The 21,768-nt window shown below is 30.9% G+C and carries 13 protein-coding genes and 1 pseudogene; 10 read left to right on the plus strand and 4 right to left on the minus strand.

Annotation, left to right across the window (positions count from 1 at the left end; genetic code table 11):
- The first annotated feature begins 90 nt into the window (after positions 1-90).
- A complete protein-coding gene (locus B3J26_RS03755) occupies positions 91-3,474 on the plus strand; it encodes a hypothetical protein (RefSeq protein ID WP_280050062.1) in 3,384 nt (1,127 codons plus the stop codon).
- Between the two features lie 43 nt (positions 3,475-3,517).
- Here the strand turns inward: B3J26_RS03755 and B3J26_RS03760 are convergent, their stop codons facing one another.
- The 3 genes from B3J26_RS03760 to B3J26_RS03770 form a co-directional block, all read right to left on the minus strand.
- Complete coding sequence (locus tag B3J26_RS03760) at positions 3,518-5,881, minus strand: TonB-dependent receptor domain-containing protein (RefSeq protein ID WP_291073327.1); 2,364 nt, start codon at positions 5,879-5,881, stop codon at positions 3,518-3,520.
- 129 nt (positions 5,882-6,010) lie between these two features.
- Positions 6,011-8,365, minus strand: coding sequence for a hypothetical protein (locus B3J26_RS03765; protein WP_291073328.1), 2,355 nt, complete (start codon positions 8,363-8,365; stop codon positions 6,011-6,013).
- A 225-nt stretch (positions 8,366-8,590) separates the two neighbouring features.
- Positions 8,591-10,801, minus strand: coding sequence for an NADP-dependent isocitrate dehydrogenase (locus B3J26_RS03770; protein ID WP_291073329.1), 2,211 nt, complete (start codon positions 10,799-10,801; stop codon positions 8,591-8,593).
- A 352-nt stretch (positions 10,802-11,153) separates the two neighbouring features.
- On the opposite strand from B3J26_RS03770, the gene B3J26_RS03775 reads away from it, so the two are divergent.
- The 9 genes and pseudogenes from B3J26_RS03775 to B3J26_RS03815 all read left to right on the plus strand — a co-directional run bounded on the left by B3J26_RS03775 (position 11,154) and on the right by B3J26_RS03815 (position 20,635).
- Positions 11,154-12,101: an endonuclease gene (locus tag B3J26_RS03775; RefSeq protein WP_291073330.1), complete on the plus strand. Its 948-nt coding sequence runs from the start codon at positions 11,154-11,156 to the stop codon at positions 12,099-12,101.
- A gap of 28 nt (positions 12,102-12,129) precedes the next feature.
- Entirely contained in the window at positions 12,130-12,603 is a 474-nt protein-coding gene (locus B3J26_RS03780; RefSeq protein WP_038330779.1) for an Lrp/AsnC ligand binding domain-containing protein, read from the plus strand.
- Between the two features lie 9 nt (positions 12,604-12,612).
- A complete protein-coding gene (gene deoC, locus B3J26_RS03785; protein WP_188319314.1) occupies positions 12,613-13,356 on the plus strand; it encodes a deoxyribose-phosphate aldolase in 744 nt (247 codons plus the stop codon).
- A 229-nt stretch (positions 13,357-13,585) separates the two neighbouring features.
- Positions 13,586-14,449, plus strand: a complete 864-nt coding sequence (locus B3J26_RS03790) for a helix-turn-helix domain-containing protein (RefSeq protein WP_291073332.1) — start codon at positions 13,586-13,588, stop codon at positions 14,447-14,449.
- 169 nt (positions 14,450-14,618) lie between these two features.
- On the plus strand, positions 14,619-15,173 hold the full coding sequence (locus B3J26_RS03795) for a hypothetical protein (RefSeq protein WP_291073333.1): 555 nt from the start codon (positions 14,619-14,621) through the stop codon (positions 15,171-15,173).
- Positions 15,174-15,222: 49 nt separating this feature from the next.
- The gene (locus B3J26_RS03800; protein ID WP_291073336.1) at positions 15,223-16,029 is read left to right on the plus strand and encodes a molecular chaperone; all 807 of its coding nucleotides are present in this window, start codon (positions 15,223-15,225) and stop codon (positions 16,027-16,029) included.
- Positions 16,019-17,044, plus strand: a complete 1,026-nt coding sequence (locus tag B3J26_RS03805) for a hypothetical protein (protein ID WP_291073338.1) — start codon at positions 16,019-16,021, stop codon at positions 17,042-17,044. The genes B3J26_RS03800 and B3J26_RS03805 overlap by 11 nt, the downstream gene beginning before the upstream one ends.
- A gap of 102 nt (positions 17,045-17,146) precedes the next feature.
- Entirely contained in the window at positions 17,147-19,864 is a 2,718-nt protein-coding gene (locus B3J26_RS03810) for a hypothetical protein (RefSeq protein WP_291073339.1), read from the plus strand.
- Positions 19,865-19,903: 39 nt separating this feature from the next.
- Positions 19,904-20,635: pseudogene (locus B3J26_RS03815) on the plus strand (DUF4184 family protein).
- A 59-nt stretch (positions 20,636-20,694) separates the two neighbouring features.
- Here B3J26_RS03815 and B3J26_RS03820 read toward each other — a convergent pair.
- Positions 20,695-21,669: a hypothetical protein gene (locus B3J26_RS03820; RefSeq protein ID WP_114998747.1), complete on the minus strand. Its 975-nt coding sequence runs from the start codon at positions 21,667-21,669 to the stop codon at positions 20,695-20,697.
- Between the last annotated feature and the right edge of the window lie 99 nt (positions 21,670-21,768).

Genomic DNA, 21,768 nt, shown 5'->3' on the forward strand with positions numbered 1-21,768 from the left:
AATTTCGAGTAAAATTTTTAGCTTAAATTTTCGTTATTCTAATAAAATCTTTTGCAGTTTCGGATTCTATTTTTTCTATGTTTTTGGTTAGTGAACAGTTTTGTTTTTGCTCAACATTTTGGGTGGAAAAATCCTAATTTTAGACAAGATTCTGTTCAACTTTCTGATACGATAAAGCTGCAAAATAAAGGAATTTTGTCAGAAAAATTTCAAATTTTAGATTCAATAGGAAATCCAATTTCAAAAGAATTTTATACGATAAATTTTGAACGAAACGAGGTTTATTTCAATTCTTCAATCGCCAAACAAATGGTGAAAATTCAGTATTTTGTTAATCCAAAATTAGCCGAATCTGTTTTTTATGCCAAAAATCCGAATATCATTGTTAATGATGCAAAACCAGTTGATATTTTTCATCGAATAGAACCGAATTCAAAACAAGCGAACAAAGATGTTTTTGATGGTTTGAATAGCAAAGGATCAATGGTTCGTGGAATTCGTTTCGGGAATAATCAAAGTGCGTCTGTGCAATCTTCGTTGGATTTGGAATTGTCTGGAAAATTATCGGATGATATTACAGTAAATGCGGCGATTGCGGATAATAATGTGCCAATAGAATCGGATGGATACACGCAAAATTTGCAAGAATTTGATAAAGTTTACATCGAATTAGCCAGTAAAAATTCGAAAATTAGAGCTGGACATATTGATATTAATACCAATCAAGAACGAGATTTTTTCAATCCATTTAATCAAAAAGTAACAGGTTTACAATTGTCAACTCAGTTAAAAAGCGAAAAATCGTCGACCAATATTTTTGCTTCTGGAAGCATTACACGAGGTGAATTTATGCGTGTTAATTTTGTTGGACAAGACGGAAATCAAGGTCCTTACAGGCTTTCTGGAAAGAATAATGAATTGTATGTGATTATTATTTCGGGAAGTGAAAAAGTATATATTGATGGTGTTTTGTTGGAGCGTGGCGAGCAAAATGATTATGTAATTAATTACAATACAGGAGAAATTTCTTTCACTTCAAACCGGTTGATTACCGCAAATACGCGTATTAATGTGGAGTATTTGTACAATTCTCGAAATTATTCACAAGTTTTACTTTATGGTGGAGCTGAATACGAATCGGAACGATTGAAATTGTCAGGTTTTTTCTTTTCTCAAGGAGATTCGAAGAATAATTCACTTGGAAATGATTTGACAGATGCTGAAAAGCAAATTTTGGCAAATGCAGGGAATGATCCAGATAAAATGTACACCATTTCTGCAGAGAAAACGACGTATGATTCGAATAAAATCTTGTATCGAAAAGTAAATCAAAATGGATTAGATATTTTTGAATATTCGACGGATCCAAACGATGAATTGTATCAAGTGGCTTTCACGTATGTTGGCGCTAATCAAGGAAATTATCGACAAATAAATGCGAATCAAAATGGGAAAGTCTTTCAATATAACGAAGCAATTGCTGGAGTTTTACAAGGTGATTATGAACCAATAAAGCAATTAATTTCGCCTAAAAAGTTGCAGATTTATACGTTGAATGGACAATATCAATTGAGAAATAATGGAAATGTTGGTTTTAATTTAGGTTTGAGTAATTATGATCAAAATTTATTTTCATCGATTGATGATCAAAACAATTCTGGTTTAGCAACTCGTGTTTATGGTGAAAAAACATTTTCTTTCAAAAATTGGAAAATTACACCTTATGCGGAATGGAATTTTATTAATAAAAATTATAAAAGTGCAGAGCGTTTACGAGCTGTTGAATTTGCACGAGATTTTAATTTGGAACAAGAATTAAGTGGCGTAAATCAGAATTTTATCACAGCAAAAATCAATTCATCTTGGAAAGAAAAATTTAATGCACAATATAAATTCGATTATCTTGAAAATACTGGTTTGTACAAAGGTTTGAGAAATCAACTTGATGCAAATTATAAAACTGAAAAAGACGAAATCGTTGCGCAAGCAAATATTTTATCAACAAAAGCAACGCTTCAAAATACCAATTTTGCGCGTTATATGGTAGATGGAAAACGAAAAATTGGAAATAAATTTTGGGTTGGAGCGAGAGTTTGGGGCGAGAATAATGACATGGATGATTTGACAAAAAATCAAAAATCAGATTTAAGTTTTAAATGGAATGAATTTCAGTTGAAAGGAGGTTTTGCAGATTCGCTTGGTCATAAAATCGATTTGACGGTTTATCAACGTCAAGACGATTCGGTTCGTTTAGGGACTTGGCAAAATATTCAACAAAGTAAAGGAGCTATTTTTAATTCAACATTAATACAAAAACAAAATCATCAATTAAATTTAAATTTCCATTATCGACGAGTTAATTATCAATTTTTAGATGCGCCGAACGAAGATTTTATGACAGGAAGCGTAAAATGGTACAAAGCTTTTTTCAATCAAGGTTTACAATTAAATGTAGATTATGAAGTGGGAAGCGGTGTGGAACCGCAGCGTGAATTTCAGTATGTAAAAGTTTCGGATGGAATGGGAATTTACAAATGGACGGATTATAACGGCGATGGAATTGAGCAAATTGACGAGTTTGAAGTGGCAGAATTTATCGACCAAGCAAATTATATTCGCGTGTATACGAATACAATCGAGTATTTGAAAACGAATAAAAATCAATTCAATTTTACGTTGCGTTTTCGTCCAAAACAAGTTTTTAATACCGAAAATGAATTCTGGAATCGTTGGATGTTTCAGCAAAATATCTCGGCAAGTAACTCGTTGCGCAAAGAAGGAACGACGTTAGAATGGAATCCTTTTACGAATTCGGCTCAAATTTTAGGTAAAACAAGAAGTATTCGTTCGTCGATTTTCTTTAATCAAGGAACACAATATAAATGGTCGTCAAATTTTATTTACAATCAACAACAATCCCAAACGTATGTTTACACAGGTTCTGAATACCGTGATTCAGACAGTTATTTGTTGCAAGCGCGTTATAAGATTTTGCAAGATCTAATCGCAAGTTTCGATACTGAATATATGGTGATTAACAGCGATTCTGAATTATTTTTGAGTAGACGATATAAGTTAAATAATCTTCGTTTATCACCAAAAATTACGTATCAAACAGAAAAAAATCTTGTTGCGTCGTTGTTTTATAATTATCAAAATAAGAAGAATGTTTCGGGTGAAGAGCAATTAAATCAGTCGGATTTGGGAACAGAAATTCAATGGAACGGTTCGGATAAAATGAGTTTGTTGGGAAGTTTTAGTTTTATCAACAATAAATTTATCGGAAACCAAGAATCTGTTGTTGGAAATCAAATGATGGAAGGTTTGCGCGCTGGAAATAATTTTGTTTGGCAGTTGCAAATCCAACGGCAAATCACAAGTTTTTTGCAATTGAATATTTCGTATGATGGACGAAAAACCGAAGAAAATAAGCCAATACATACGGGAAGTGTGCAAGTGCAAGCGAGGTTTTAAATAAAAAAAGACGATTTTATAAAATCGTCTTTTTTTATTATTTTTACATTCTATTTACTTCATCTTGATTTCCAGTTTCGCGATTTTTTACTGATAATTTATTACTTCCGAATTTATAATTCAATCCAATTCTTATGCTTTGAGTATCCCATACATTCGCAAAAGTTTGTACGATTCCATTGTTATTTTGTGATAAATATTCTTGCGCTTTGAAAATATCTGTTGCATTCAAACTCAATTCTAATTTTTTATCTAACATCAAATATTTGAACGAAAGATTGAAACGAGCATAAGGTTTTAGTTTATAATTTTGGAAAGTTTCTCCAAAATTTTGAAAATAAATCAAGTTAATAAACATCGTTTTTTGTTGATTAAGCGTAAAATCATTTGTCGAAAATAATGAACTCGACCAACCTTTGAATCGCTTAGAAGAAATTGCAACATTTGCGCTCGAATAAGAAACTTCAAAAGTAGTAACGCTTGACCACCATTTTGTAGGATTTATCGTCATATTTTGGCTCAAACCAAAGCTATCCGAATCTACAAAATTCATCCAAACAAAAGTATTATGTTTTGTGTTCTCATCAATGATTGAAGCTTGATTGACACCATCTCTCAAACTTGAATAATAAAGTCGAGTATCAAATTTTTTGTAAGTAAAAGTAAGTTCTAAATTGTGTGTAAAAGCTGGTTTCAAAAAAGGATTTCCTTCGTTGTAAACATATTCGTTTTGTATCATTCGAAAAGGATTTAAACTTTCGTAATTTGGACGATTGATACGACGCGAATAATTAATTCCTAAACTTTTACTTTTATCAAAAGTATGCAACAAATAAAATGACGGAAACAGTTTGATATAATCTGTTTTATTCGTTTGATTATTTTCTCTCGAAAAACCTTCTGTTTGTGTTGCTTCTAATCTCAAACCAGCTTGCATCTGCCATTTTTCTCCAAACTTTTTACTTCCGTTCAAATAAATTGCTTCGTTATTTTCTTTGTATTTGAAAAGATTCGACAAATTTTCATCAAATGTATAGTTGTAATTTTCGTCTGCTTTATATGCTTCAACCAAATTATTTGATTTTGATTGCGAAAATTTAGCACCAAAACTCCAATTGAAATTTGTTAAAGGAAGTTCTACATCAATTTTTGACGAAAAATTCTCAATTCGATTGTTTAAATTACTTTTTCCACCAAAAAAAGAATCTTCTATTAACTGATTATTTTTGTAAGAATTGGTTGCATAAGTTCTATTCATTGGAGATGAATAATTGGCGTAATCGGCATCAAACGAAATCTTTTTACCTAATGAATCAAGTGCAAATTCTGAATAAAGATTGACCAAAGATTGATTTGTTTTACCATTTTCGAATGAATTTCCTTTATTTGTTTGATAAATTTCGTTCGCTAAATTCTTGAAAAACATTTGTTGTGGATTTTCTGAATTATATTTCGAATTGTTGAACGAAAATTTAGAGCCAATTGTCCATTTATCGGTTAATTTATAATCAACAGAGAATCGTCCTCCAAGATATTTGTTGATATAATCTGTGTAAGAAATGTTATGTCTGCGCGCATCAGAGAAAAATAATTCGTTGTTCCATGTTCTTAGAAATCTTCTATCTCCAGCATTCAATGAAGTCTGAATTGTCCATTTATCTTTTTGTAAATTATAAGCCGCATTGTAGCGCTCTGTGTTTCTTTTGCTTCGCGTATATGATGCGCCAACAGTGGAATTCCAGCTATTATTTTTTATTTTTTTTGTTACAATATTTACAATTCCACTATTTCCTTCTGCCTCATATTTTGCAGGTGGAGTCGTAATGACTTCAATTTTTGAAATATCAGAAGCGCTCATACTTTCCAAATAATTAACCAAATCCGTTTGCGACATATAAGTTGGTTTGTCATCAATCAAAACCATTACAGAATTTTTTCCAGAAACCGCAATATTGTCATTTGTTACATTCAAACCAGGAGTGACGCGTAAAACATCCATTGCAGTTCCGCCAGCAGCTGAAGTAGAATTTTCTACATTGAAAACAAAACGATCGATTTTTCGTTCCATGATTTTCTTTTCAGCTCCAACGACAACTTCTTTCAAGTTTGTAGATGTTTTAATTTCAATCTTTCCTAAATCGATAGAATTATTCAATTGAATATCTTTCTGAAAAACAATTTCTTCAAAATAGTTGATTTCAAATTTGTACGTATTTTTCTTTGCTTCAATAGCGAATTTTCCAAGTTCATCTGTTGTTAAATTGATAATTGTGTCTTGATTAGATAAGGTAATGTCAACATAAGGAAGCGCTTTATTTTGCTCCATAACTTCGCCTGTTAGTGTATAGTTTTGAGCAAATAGAAAACTAGCGCTAAATAAAATGATAAGTTGAATAAATGTTTTCATGTTGAATTAATTTTAAACAAATATTCTCCAAATCGATTCTTTTTGAACTTTAAAATCGACAAACCCTACTATATTATCGACGAATTTGATTAAAACCAAAAACCTCGAGAATCTCTTGAGGTTTTTGATTTAATTTATTTTTCCTTCATAATAAACAGGATTTCCTTTTTCATCGAAACCAATTATAGTTAATTGATAATCTTTTGGTTTATCGTTGTTGAAATATTCTATTTCTGTGTCTTCTCCTGGAGCTGTATACAAATTAGGATTCCAAAATAAAGTACTTCTTATGTCATTCGGAACATCGTTGTAAAGCGATTCGTAATCATCATTGTTAAAATATGGAAGGGATTGATTATAACCACCAATTTGAATTAAATTATTAGGTAACATAGGCGTGTTATCAACTGGCGCATCACTTCCTCGTTTAGAGTAAATTGCAATTGCATTACCAAGTAAACCAGCGCCTTTGAAAATTTTTACCATCGCAATATCTCTAGGATTAATACTAGTTAAATTATCTGAAGTCATTTTCATTTCGTTCCAATAAATTGCAACTTCAGAATTTCTAATTTTTGGAACTCCGTTAGAAACCGTTAATCCTGCAACTCGTCCAGCTAAAAAGTCCATAATATTTGTATAACCTTCTATTGGCTGAGATTCGTTTACGAAATCTATCACAGTTTCGTTTATGTTATTGAACATTCCGCTACTTAATTCATTGTTCAGCTTCTCAGTTTTCGATTTTTTATCCGCTTTTACAACAACTTCTTTCAGACGAATACTTTTATCATTGATGATTTTGATGTTCTGTTTATACGTATTCTGCTTCTCGACTTCTTCTTTATTCGTAATTTCTTCTAATAAATAAGGCGTTGCAGGCAATTTGGATTTATAACTTGTACTTTTATAATTTGGCACAACAGATAAAGTTAAAGTTCCGTTGTTGGCAGATTTTCCATTTTCCGAATTCAAGAAATAATTCATCGCCATTGGCCCATAATAAAACAAATTATTCATCTCGAAGTTTCCTTCATAATCAGTATCAAGCGTTGCAAATTCTTTTCCATTATTCTGCATTTTATAAATAATACTCAACGAAGCATTGCTCAATTCTCTCCCGTTATTATATGCTTTCACTTTGTAGGAAAGATATCTACGATCGTTGTCAATAGTAGGTTTTACGATATTTCCAACCACTAAATCTTCCCAATTAAATCTTTTCCATTTTTCTGTTATTAAAAGCGCATCCAGATTTTCTGAGAATTCATTATTTTTAAAATATTGTGTAGGATGATTAATTTTCGAACTAAAATCTCGCGTCAATAACATTGCAGAAATTAAATTGTCTTCATCATTATTTTTTTGATCTTTGATAACAGCCGAAAAATTAATTTCTTCAGGATATTTTACCTTAATTGTGTTTAATTCTCGTGGATTAGCCGTTGTTTCGAAAGAAATTTCAGGTTTTTTGTACGATTCTTTTGGATTGATAAATATCAAACGATGAGCAACCTGAATATCATTTGCATCAAAAATGGCAATGTTCAAAATACCTTTGTCATTGTCTAAAACCTCTTTTGGAACATAAGTTGAAACCGATTCCACACTTTTTACAATTTGAGAACTCATTACAAGTTCATTATTAATTGTTCCAATAATTTTATGATTCAATAAAGGATTTTCTTGATTGATGCTTTTTAATTGGATCACAATGTCTTTGCTATTTCGAACAACTTTCATCAGAATCCCATCTTTTTTAGCTTCAGGTAAATCAATAATTTGTTGATTTCCTTTTTCGTCATTTAATTGTACTTGATAAGATTTGCCTTCTTCTGCTCTCAACGCAAAAGTCGCAACGTTTTCATCTAGATTATCAAATGTTGTAATTTTATTGGTAGGATTATTTTTCTCGAATACAAAACCATTCCATTTTTTTGGTAAATCTCCGTCCGATTTTAATCTTACAGCAAATTTAGTTGTTTGATTTTGAATAAAATTTCCACCTTCCGCAAAAGCTTTTGCATTCCATTTTAAATTTGGATTTGGAACAAGTTTTAATTTAGAATTTGGATTATAAATCTTGACTTGATTGATATGTTGAAATTCTTCTGAGAAGAAAGTCATGTACGTTGTGTAGGCTCTTACAAAGTAAATTCCTTCTTCGTTTTCGTTTTTGGTATTCAGTGTTCCGTCACTTTCACCGTTCACAATCGGAACCAATTTTCGGTTGATTAATTTTTTGTCTTTATCGTATAATTCAACAATAAGATTTGTAGAAATTAAGCTTGGTTTGTAGCCATTTAATGTATAAGCTTTGAACCAAATATTATCTCCAGCAATGTAATCTTCCTTATCAAATAATAAATAAACTTTTTCTTGAGCGTAATTTGTATCCAGACTTTTTATAGCCGTTTCCAATTTTGATTGCGCAAAAGTTGTAATCGAGCAAAAGTATAATGCGAGTAAATAAATATATTTCATGCGAGAATGATTAATCTAATAGAATGAATTTGAATTCTTAAAATTATCATTATTTAGATGATTTTCATTCATACTTTTTATTAAAATTTATCATAACTTTTGATTGAATGACGATTTTTCTTCTCGAATAATGTTAATTTTTGTTAATGAATTTAATTAAAAGACTTTAACAAAAAAACCTCGAGAATTTCTCGAGGTTTTGATTTATAAAGAAATGTTGTTAGATTAAATTCCGTCAACAATTGCGTTTAATGTTGCAGATGGACGCATTGCAGCAGTTGTTTTAGCAAAATCTGCTTTGTAGTAACCACCAATATCTTGAGGTTTACCTTGCGCTCCGATTAACTCTTCGTTAATTTTTGCTTCGTTTTCTTCCATAGCTTTTGCAACAGGAGCAAATTTAGCAGCTAAATCAGCATCTTTTGTTTGATTTGCTAATGCTTCTGCCCAGTACATTGCTAAGTAAAAGTGAGAACCACGGTTATCGATAGTTCCTAATTTACGACCTGGAGATTTGTCAGTCGCTAAAAATTTAGCATTTGCTTCATCTAAAGCATCAGCTAAAGTTTGAGCTTTTGCATTTCCTTGTGTTTGAGAAACGTGCTCTAAAGAAGCTTGTAATGCTAAGAATTCACCTAAAGAATCCCAACGTAAGTAACCTTCTTCTACGAATTGTTCGATGTGTTTTGGAGCAGATCCTCCCGCACCAGTTTCGAATAATCCACCTCCGTTCATTAATGGAACGATAGATAACATTTTAGCAGAAGTTCCTAATTCTAAAATTGGGAATAAATCTGTTAAGTAGTCACGTAAAACGTTACCAGAAACAGAAATAGTATCTTTTCCTTCTCTTGCACGGCTTAAAGTTTCTTTCATCGCGTCTTTAACGTCCATGATACGAATATCTAAACCTGTTGTATCGTGATCAGCTAAGTATTTTTCAACTTTTTTGATGATTTGTTGATCGTGAGCTCTTCCTTTATCTAACCAGAAAATTGCAGGAGTATCAGATAAACGAGATCTGTTAACTGCTAATTTAACCCAGTCTTGAATAGGAGCATCTTTAGTTTGAGACATTCTGAAAATATCAGAAGTTTCAACTTTTTGCTCTAATAATGTGTTTCCGTTTGCGTCTTCAACTTTGATTGTTCCGTTTGCAGGAGCTTGGAAAGTTTTGTCGTGAGAACCATATTCTTCCGCTTTTTGAGCCATTAATCCAACATTAGGAACAGAACCCATAGTTGTAGGATCTAAAGCACCGTTTGCTTTCATATCATCTACAACAGCTTCGTAGAAACCTGCGTAAGAACGGTCTGGAATAATAGCTACTGTATCTTCTTCAGCACCATCTTTGTTCCACATTTTACCTCCGTTTCTTACCAATGCAGCCATAGATGCATCAACAATAATATCAGAAGGAACGTGGAAGTTAGTAATTCCTTTATCAGAATTCACCATTGCTACACGTGGTCCGTTTGCTAAATCAGCTTCAATTGCAGCTTTGATTTCTGCTTCTTGTGCATGACCTTTGATTTTTTCGAATAAATCAGCTAAACCATTGTTCGGATTAATATCTAATGCTTTGAAAGTATCAGCATATTTTACGAAAACATCTTTAAAGAAAGTTTCAACGATAGCTCCAAAAATAACAGGATCAGAAACTTTCATCATTGTTGCTTTTAAGTGAGCAGACAATAATACGTTTTTATCTTTTGCTTCTTGAATAGCTTCTTGAACAAATGATCTTAAAGAGTTTAAGTTCATTACAGAAGAATCAATTACTTCTCCAGCTTTTAGAGGCGCTGCTGATTTTAATTCTTGTACAGAACCATCTTCTCCGTAAAATTTGATTGTATATTCAGTTGCGTTTTCTAACGTAGTTGAATTTTCAGTACCATAGAAATCACCGGATTTCATGTAAGCAACTTCTGTTTTGCTGTCTGTAGCCCAAGCTCCCATTTTGTGAGGATTAGCTTTTGCATAGTTTTTAACAGCTTTCGGTGCACGACGGTCAGAGTTTCCTTCACGTAAAACTGGATTTACAGCAGAACCTAAAACTTTTCCGTATCTAGCTTTGATTGCTTTTTCATCTTCATTTTTTGGTTCAGCTGGATAATTTGGTACAGCAAAACCTTTCGCTTGCAATTCTGCAATTGCTTCGTCTAACTGAGGAACAGAAGCCGAAATATTAGGTAACTTAATGATATTTGCTTCCGGAGTAGTCGCCAAAGCTCCTAATTCTGCTAAAGCATCAGGAATTCTTTGTTCTTCTTTTAAGAATTCAGGGAAGTTAGCTAAAATACGTCCAGCTAAAGAAATATCTGGAACTTCGATTGTAATATCAGCTGTTTTCGTGAATCCTTGTACGATTGGCAAAAATGAGTGAGTTGCCAACATCGGAGCTTCATCCGTAAGTGTGTAATGAATTTTTGACATTATGTTTTAAATTTTTTTGAGACTATTTTAATAATAGTCAATTAAAAATACATTTTTTCAATTTTGAATGCAGAAACTGCAAACTTTGCAAATATACAATATTTAGCAGATTAAGTTGACCATAAATCAATCATTTACACTAATTTTAGTATAATTTTTAACATGATTTTTGATAGGTCGTCAAGTTGATAATTTATTGAAAGAAAATTGTTCAAGTTGATAATTTTTGACTGATTTTTTTTTCAACTTTATGTATAAGTTCACTTTTGAGAAAGTCGTCTTTTTAATGCTTCTTAAGAAACCAATTTTTATAAACTTAGTTTCTTTCTTAATTTTGCAGAAAACAATTCTTTTGAAACAAAATTTAGCGACAATCGCATTTTATAATGTCGAAAATTTTTATTCTAAATCTTCAGACGAATCTTTTTTGCCCAGTAATTTTATCAAATGGAAAGATAATCGTTATGATACAAAGGTGAATAAGATTGCATTTTGCATCTCTAAAATTGGTAAATTAGAAACAAATGAATTGCCATATTTGGTTGGTTTGGCTGAGGTTGAAAATGAAGAAGTTTTAGAAGATTTGATTCAAAATGATTTTTTGAAAGATGGCGATTATAAAACACTTTTATATGAATCATTAGACGAAAGAAAAATAAATGTTGGATTAATTTATCGTCAACAATTTTTTGAAGTTTTAGAAAGCGAACCAATTAGATTTATCTTTAAAGATCAATATGATACAAAATCTTATACACGAGATATTTTATATGTGAAAGGAAATTTAGTTGGCGAAATTATTCATATTTTTATTGTTCATTTGCCTTCTAAAATTGATAAAGAAGTCAATCAATTAAAACGTCAACATATTTTTAAAACGATTCGAAAAAGAATTAACGATTTGTTAACCGAAAATTATTCGGCAAAAATTGTTGTGATGGGAGATTTTAATGATGCTCCAACAAATTCTGACTTAATTGATGAATTGGATACTCGTTCTAAACAAGAAGAAATAAACAGAAACGAATTATTCAATCCAATGGTCAGTCTACAATCGTATAAAAGAGGTTCGATGATCTTTAAGAAACAATGGATGTTATTCGATCAACAGCTTTTTTCGAAAGGATTTTTTACTTCTCACACAAATTTAGAATATATAAAAACAGATATTTTTGATGCTGATTTTTTGAAGAATACAGGCGGAAAATCTACAGGTTTGCCATTCAGAACTTTTGTTGGCGGAAAATATTTCGGTGGATATAGCGACCATTTTCCCGTTTATACCATTTTAAAATATTAAATTTGTAGCGGTATAATTTTAAGAATAGGTGAGAATCCACGAAAATGGTCAGGTTGAGATTGACGGAATCGATAAGTTGATTCTGAATGCCTTTATGGACAATGCTAATATACCTGTTTCGCAATTAGCAAAAGAATTAGGTATATCAAATACGGCTGTTCATCAACGCATTAAGAAGCTCGAAACTTCGGGTGTGATAGATTCGACAAAAGTAATTGTAAATCCTGCAATTTTAGGCTATTCAACGATGTCATTCGTTGGTGTTTTTATGGACAAACCTTCTTCTTATAAATTAGTTGTGAAAGCTTTGGAAGAAATTCCAGAAGTAGTGGAAGCTCATTTTACAACGGGAAATTACGGGATTTTCCTTAAAATTTTGAGTCGTGATAATCTACATTTAATGAATGTGTTGAACAAAAAAATTCAGCAAATTGATGGCGTTACACGTACAGAAACTATAATTTCGTTGGAGCAACCAATAGATAGACAAATAAAACTTTAATATACAAAGATGAATATTAATCAATATTTAGACTCGACGTATCTTAAAACACCTGAACAAGCAGGTATTTCGAATTCTGATACATTAGAGATGGTGCATAAGTTAGCACAAGAAGCTATTGATAATGATATCTATGCGGTAATGATTCGTCCTGATTATGTAAGATCAGTTCGTGAATTATTGGATGAGAAAAAATCGAATGTTGTTTTGGGAACTGTAATTGGCTTTCCTGAAGGGACTTACGATTTGAACGAAAAGTTGAGAGAAGCGCAAAAAGCAATTGCTGATGGAGCCGATGAATTAGATTTTGTAGTAAACTACGAAGCGTTCAAAAAAGGTGATAGCGATAAAGTAAAAGAAGAAGTAGAAGCTGCAACATTAGTCGCATTGCGTGAAGGTAAAGTTGTAAAATGGATTATCGAAACTGCTGCTTTAACAGATGAACAGATTGTTGCTATAACACAATTAATTCGTGATACTGTTTTAGAAAAAGCAGGTGAAGAAAAAGCATCAAAAGTTTTTGTAAAATCTTCTACAGGTTTTTATAAAACTGAAAATGGAGAACCAAATGGAGCAAATGAGCATGTTATTAAATTGATGCTTGAAAATTCAGGTTCGCTTCCAGTGAAAGCTTCTGGCGGAGTTCGCACAACAGAAGAAGCTGAAAAAATGATCGCTTTAGGCGTGAAAAGAATTGGAACATCGTCTGCATTGGCGATTTTAAAAGGAGAGCAAGGAGCAAAAGGTTATTAGAAAATTTCTACATTAAAATACGTTTTAAAAGTCTCAATATTTATTGAGACTTTTTTTTATTCATTAAAAATAAGCTTTCTTTTTTAGTTAATTTTTTAAAATACTTAAATAGCATATTGTATTTTATTATTTTTGGAGCACTAAAATTATAACTTGATTTATATCAAGTAATTTGGTTAAAAATGGTCCTAATTTTGCATTGATAACACTGATAAAATAGTATAGACGTATGTTGTGGAATAATCGTAAAGTTTATAATAATTTGGTTTTTGATGTAGGTATAACTGCATTTGAATTGAATGATATCCTACATACAGAAAAATTGAGAAAAGAGTTATCTGTTGATGAGTATTTTGGAATAATCTGGTCTGGTTCTAAAAAATTTGTTCATAAAATAAATGGAAAAGAATATTCGATTCCTAAAAACCATTTTCTTTTTATAGCTCCCAATATCTCTCAAGAATTTGTGAAACAAACTACTCGTACTGATGCTTATTATATTGTTTTTAAACAAGAATTTTATTCAAAATCAATCGAAGAGAACTTGAAGTTAGAAAATTCTACACTTTTTTCGCGAGATATTATAAATATTGTTGAGAATACAATTTGTTCTGCTCCAATTTTTGAGGCTAATTATTTGCAATATTTCATTACTGCATTCGAAAATGAATTAGATATGAAGCTTGCTCATAATCTCTTGGAACGTATTATTATCAATGGTCAAATGGAAACATTTGATATGCAAAGCCAATTTATACAAGATGATTTTGATGTAGAACTTGCGACAAAATTCAAAAAACTTTTGCAAGAAAATGTCAAGGAAAATAAACAAGTATCTTTTTACAGTGATAAACTTTTTATTACAAAAAGAAGGTTAGATAAAGCAACTCAAATCGTTTTTGGAAAAACAGCAAAAGAAATGATTGTTGAAGAATTGATGAAAAATGCAAAGATTTTATTAGTCAACTCAAAAATGTCAATAAAAGACATTGCGCTGGAACTCAATTTCCTTCAAGAAACCAATTTTACTGCGTTTTTCAAGAAAAACACTGGGATTTCTCCGACTAAATTCAGACAAAGCACTCCGAATTAAATAGTTAGAAATGTCGTTTTTCATCATCTTTTGGTATGATTTAATCTTTTAAGAACAAAAAACAACTTCTACATTTGCATCGCATTTGAGAATAACCAATCTTAAATATATAAACTACCAGTTTATTTAACAAATATTTTTTAATAAATTTTTAACAAATTTTAAAATGATGAAAAAATTAGCATTTTTTTTAACAGTTTTCTGTACATTAACTTCAGGATTAGCATTTGCACAATCGGATTTGATTGGACCTAAAACAGCAACAGCTACATTAAACGTAAAACTACACCCAATTCAAACAATTCTTATTGGTGCTAATAGTACAGTTGATCTAGAATATCAAACTAAAGAAGATTATTCTAACGGTGTTACAAAAACTATGAATGACCACTTAATTGTATATAGTACTGGTGGTTTTGCTGTAAAAGTAAAATCTGAAAATGAAAACTTAGTTAGAAAAGAAGGTGATAGTAAAATCGCTGTAAATACAATTAACTTAGTAGCAACTTTAGGTTCAGAGAATAAATCAAAATCAACTTTCAGTAAAGTTGTATTAGATACATCAGACAAAAACTTGATTTCTAGTACAGATGGTGGTACAGCTTTAAAATTTAACGTTGCGTATAGTGGAATAGGAAAAAACGATTATGTAAACAATTATTACAATGTTGAGAAGCCTACCGTGTATACAACTACTGTAACTTATACAATAGAAGCACAATAATATAAAAAATAGGAAGTGATATTGAAAAATATCACTTCTCTTTTTGCTTATGAAAGTTCTTCGTTTTTTAACAATCGTTTCTTTTTTAGCATTAATCGTTTCAACTAAGATTAGTGCACAATCAGGTATTTCTGTAAGTCCACCAAGGACTTATTTTGCGTTAAATCCTGGTGAGTCTGAGCGTAAAAAGATTATGGTAACCAATGTAAGTGATGTACATACATTAGAGTTGTCTGTTTCTTTTAATGATTGGAAGTATGATGAGTTTGGAGGTAATGTAGTCTCTGAACCTAATACTTTACCAACAAGTAATGCAAACTGGATCACAGTTTTACCAAGTAATACATTTACACTTTTGCCAAGAGAATCGAAAGAAATAGAAGTTCTGATGCAAGTTCCAGAAAAGATAAATACAGAGAGTGTGCATACAGCAATGATGTACATCACGCAAACAAATCCGATTGCTGGACAAAATAAAAGTGGAGAAAATATTATATTCTCGATTCGTACAGGTATCAAAATTTATCAACGATTAAATATTGCACGTGATACAAATGTAGAGTTTACAAATTTTGTTTACGATAAAACTGAAAATCGTTTGGTGCTTAATATTTCGAATGAAGGAAATGTTTGGAGCGAAGGAACGATTACAAATGAAATCATTAACCAAGAAAATGGTCAACAAATAAAATTGCAAGATGCAGTTTTCTATAGTTTACCCAATGATAAAAGAATTGTATATATACCATTGCCAAAGGATTTGCCAAAAGGCTCGTATATTGTTACCTCAACTTTAAGTTTTGAGAAAGATGATCAATTGAAAATTGCTGAATTGACGTTCTCAAATGATAAATAGTAATTTGTTTCAGAAAATAATTTCAACAATTACATTATTGTTGACAATGGCAGTGTCTGCTCAGTTTACGTTAAATGCCCATAATAAAGGTTGGGTGCAAGTAAATGGAAGTAGTGGAGTTACGGTGACTAATGTTGTGGCTGTAGAAATGCACATGTCTGGTGCTTTAAATTATAAAAATTGGTCTTTAGTTGCGCGTGTTGTTTCGCCTATTGTAAATTCTGAGAAAAAAGAATTTCCTGTCGAAAAACTGAAGCTAAAATTTAATAATTATACAACTTCTCAATATTATTCAGAGAATTATCCTACGCTAAATCAATTAGGAGTTATTCAGAATAACATCGCGATGAGTTTTTCTCCAAATTATTTTATTCGAAATTCTCCTTTAACAATAGCAACATCAGCAGGAAAATATGGAGCAATTGTCTTGAATTATGATATTGTGATAGATGCAGGAACATATCTAAATGCTCTAAAATCATGGAACAATTATCCAATTCAATTCGAGTTTTCTTTATTGAATGAATTTGGAACCCTGATTGGTAAAAGTCTTTTTCCGATTGAAATGCAAATTAGTCCAAACGGAAATTACGAATCAGCTCCGGCGTTTTCTATTGCGGTCGATGGTTCTGCTGTAAATGCAGAATTGGTTTTCAATACAATACAAGATTATAGAAATGGTGTGAAGAAAGAATATCAAAATGGCTTAATTGTTTCTTCTGATACAGCTTACGATATTCAAGTTTCGTCGATTAATCAATATTTACAATCGAGTGATGCACAGAATTTGGAATTAAATTCAATCAATGTTCAGATAAAAGACATCGAAACAAATAATCTTTCTAAGGAAATAAAACTTTCGAATTACAATCAATCATTGATGACGAATAGTTCTAAAACAGCTTCAAAAAAATACAATATTATTTATTCTACAACTCCGTCGGATAATAAAATTTTGAATAGCAAACCTGGGAATTATTCAACTTCTTTGCTGTACACGATTACACCTTTGTAAAACAATATGTTTTTTTCAATCAATTATTTTCGGAGCGTATTTTTTATTCTGCTTATGCTTGTTAGCGGACAAAATTTGCGTGCTCAAACAATAAATAACGGATTGAAATTTAGTACAATAAAAGAAGTTAAATTAGAAGATAGCAACAACTTTTCTGTTATTCTTCAATTAGAAAATACAACCAATGATACGATAAATGCTCGTCTGGGACTTAAAATTCCTTCGGCTATAAGATCGTATTCGCAAGATAATCTTCAAATAAAAATCAATCCAAACAAGAAGGCTTTTATTCCTATGCAATTTACGGTGAGTAAATCGCAAATGGCTGGGAAATTAGATTTAGAATTCAGTATTATTGATTTTTTAAGTAAAAAAGAAATAGGAAAATCTGTTACTTCAGTTGTTGTTTTGCAAAAGAGAAACATCAAAATTTTTCCTGTCCAGAGTAATATTTTTTACCGTCAAGAAGGAGATTCTATTCATTATGAATTAAAAGTAATGAATATGGGAAATCAAGCCGAAGAAATTTTGTTAACCAATGTACTTCCTGATTTCAGAGGAAGTTATACTTATAATAACAAACGACTTATAGTTGAAGCTTTTCAAGAAAAAATTGTTCGATTTTCTAAATATGTCGACCGAGATATGATTAAAATTGAAAGTTTTCAGGCAAATGTTTCGGGTTATACAACGACCAAAGATTTTGCAGGAAATGTGTTTTTTACGATACAGAATGCAAGTTCCAATCGTGTGTATATAGATCCAACAATGCTAAATCAGAATTGGACCAATTTTTCTTCAAATTATGTTCGATTAACTGCTCGCGATATTAATTCTGCTAATGCGAATTATAACTTAATGGCTCATCAAGAATTTTCGGTTGGGTTGAATGAATTTGCATATAATATTAATGGAACAACTTGGAATAAAAATCAAGACATGGTTTTGACAGATTCTTGGGTGAAATATCAACGCAAAGACAAAGGAATTTTAATCGGATCAATCAATAACAACGATTTTGATATTCCAGTTAACGGACGAGGAGTGATGTTTTTTAATAATTATGATAAGAATGATAACCGAATTGTAGTCGGAACGGTCGAAAAAAATTATAATTTATTAGATGATTTGACGAACGATGTTTTCAAGAATAGCAACACAACTTTTGCGAATGGACGATTTTTAATAAAAGATAAAAACGAATTAGAAACAACAGCTTTGTTTGATAGAACTTATTCTACAACGAACTTTATTTTGACAAATGGTTACAAATGGGTTACACCAAATAAGTGGAATCATTCAGTGAAATTTGGGTATGGTTTGTCAAAATTTAAAGAGACAAATGATGTTGAAAACTCGATGTCGATTTCTGCAAATGTTTCTGGAACAATTGGTAAATTTGATTTTTATAGTTCCAATTATTACAGCTCAGGATATTATCCGGGGACACGACGTGGAGCATTGTATCTTAATCAGCGTTTTCAACGAACGTTTTCTAAATTTTCGTTGTGGTCTTCGTTAACGGTTACCAATAACAATCCGAAATCTATCGATCCATATTTGATGAATTATACAAAAGCGAATGAGTCGAAAGCGTTACGTTTTGAGACGGGTATATCATTCAAATTGGCAAGTCATTTTAATGTTTCGGTTTCTCCTAAATTGAATTTAGAAAAATCAAATATTCTGAATTATGAGACGTTTAAGTATATGCCGATGGACTTTAAATCAGCTTATTTGAACGGAACATTTACGTGGTTGTCTAATTCTCGTGTGCATCAGTTGGTGTTGAATGCTTTGGGAGGATTTTCTGAACTAAAAGAATTGAGAAATGCTGATCCAATTGTTTATGGACAATTAACGTGGAGTGTTAAAAACTTTCAGTTAAACTCAATTTATCAAAGAGGAAGTATGATGATTGCAGAAGTTTATTCGATGAATAATTTAAATCATCAATTAGAACGTTTTACAAATTCGGCGAGTTTTCGTCAAAGCTTTTTTCAGAAAAAATTGAATACAGCAGTTTCTACTTATTATAATATTGACAAAAATTTTGGAAATACCTTAACTTTTGGAGCTTCTTTAGATTATCAACCAATTGATAATTTTATTGTGAGTACACAAGCTAATTTTAGTCATTACGATTCGAAAACATTGAATAGCAAACAAACTTATTTGCAAGTTGGTGTACAATATAATTTACCTGCGAAACGCACTGTGACAGATATAAAAGATGGAACATTAAATTTGTTTGTGTTTTATGATTACAATGCAAATGGTATTTTTGACGAAGGTGATAAAGTGGCTGATAGTCGTAATGTAAAGATAAATGAAACGAATTTTATTACAGATTTAGAAGGAAATATCAAGTATAAAAAAGTTCCTTATGGTAATTATTTAATCAAACTTCCTGGACAAAAATGGTTTGCACAAGATTACGCGGTTAATATTAATGCGAAAACGACTTCTATTTCTATTCCAATGCAACAAACTGGTGTTGTGAGAGGGAAAGTTGAGTATGAATTATCTTCAAATTTAGAGTATCAGGTTTCGGCAAATTTATTCGGGTTTACGTTGATTTTTAATCACGAAAATGGACAGATATTTACAGTTAAAACAAATGATAGAGGTGAATATACAGCTTTTTTACCTGTCGGAAATTATACGTTTCATCTTGTTGAAAATAGTTTACCAGAACATGTTTATGCAAAAACATATTTGAATAAAATAACGGTAGAAAAGGAACAAAATACAGAATATGAACCGCTTATTCTGAAAATTAAGGAGCGAAAAGTTAACATCAAACGTTTTGGGAGTTAATGGATATTTTGATTTACTTTGTATCAAAATAAACTCTAAATGCCACTAACTTTTTGCCATCCAGCAATTGTTCTTCCGTTAAAAAAGCTAAAATCGAATTGGTTTTCGATGACGGGATTAATCATTGGTTCGATGTCGCCAGATTTAGAATATTTCTCTCGAATGGAGATTGTAGCGACGTATATTCATTTGTTTTGAGGCGTTTTGTATTTTGATTTACCAATTGCTCTTATTTATTGTTTCGTTTTTCACTTATTTGTCCGAAATGTTTTAATTCATCATTTACCTTATTTTTTAAAAGAACGATTTGCTCAATTCCTAATTTTTGATTGGATTGATTATTTCAAAAAACATTGGATAATTGTGATTCTTTCAATTATAATAGGAGCTTATTCGCATCTTTTTTGGGATGCTTTCACACACGAATGGGGATATTTTGCGAAATTAATTCCAGCTTTAGAAGAAACTTGGTTTCAAATTCCTTTCAATAATCTCGAAGTAAAGGGATATAAATTTCTACAACATTTTAGCACATTTTTAGGTGCGATTTTTATAGCTTTTTGGATGTATAAAATGCCAAAACAAATTCTTCCAAAAACTAAATTTGATTACATTTTTTGGTTAAAAGTTATCTTGTTAAAAACTATAATTTCAGTAATACGATTTGTATTTTTTCCTATCGAAATTTCTTTAGGAAATCTTATCGTTGTTATAGGAATGAGTGGTTTTTTGAGTTTGGTTGGTTTTGGAGTGAAGGAGAAATATTGTTAAATAAAAAAATCTCTTCAATAATACTGAAGAGATTTTTTATGTATTTATAATTTTAATATTTATCGAAGTGTAATCACATTTTGACCAACTTTGTATCCATTTTGGTAAATATCGATTTTATATTCACCTTTTGGAAAGTCATAATCAACCCAGTCAAAATTAACTCTTGAACCAGACATATTATTATAATTAACTTTTACACGATCAGAATATTCTACAGAAGATCCAGAACGTAAAGTTGTTTCACCAGCATCAGCACCTTTAAATTTTCCTATCTCGCCGTTTGGTTTATAAATAGATACATACAATTCTTTGGTTTCTGAAGTCGCATTCAAGTTTTTATCCAAATCAAAAGACACACGAACTTTATCAATTCTTCTTGCTCGTGTCGTTTCAACTTCTTTTCCACTCGATTTTACTCGCAAACCTTTTATTGTATAGTTAGAAATCGATAAAGTGGAATTCGTTTCTTTGATTAAATTCTGATGATTTTCTTTTTCAGTACTCAAATTTGATTCAACAGTTTTTTTCTGCTCATTTAAATGAGAATTTTCCGAAGTTAACTCTGTATTCTTGTTTGTCAGCTTTTTATTTTCGTCTTTCAAGCGAACAATTTCTTCTTTATAAACTTTAATATCTGCTTGTAAAGAGGTTATCAAACGTTTAGCACGCTGCAATTCTCCACTTGTAATTCCTTCTTTATTTAAGATTGATTGAATCTCTTTTTGTTTTTCCAAAATCAATCGATCTTGATAACTTAAAGAAGAATCTTTTTTTACAACACGAGTTTTAGCATCATCAAAATCTGATCTAATTATACGTAATTCTTGTTTCAGAATTTCTCTAGATCGTTCCAAATCATTGATATCGCTTTGCATTTCTATCGAAGATTTTGCATTTGCTTCTTTAGAATATACAATATACCCAATAGCTAATAACAAGGATACTGCTAAAACAGCAATAATAATATTCTTTACGAATTCATTTTTATGTTTAGGGTTTGTAGAGGGCTCGAGATCTTTGTATTCAGTCATTTTAATTATTTCGAGGAAAAATTATTAAATCAAAAATTAAACCAATTTTATAATAATCAATAACTAATGTTAAATTTAACATTTATAAATTGTAATAAA

Source organism: Empedobacter sp. UBA5987 (assembly GCF_002429865.1).
Classification (GTDB): domain Bacteria; phylum Bacteroidota; class Bacteroidia; order Flavobacteriales; family Weeksellaceae; genus Empedobacter; species Empedobacter falsenii_B.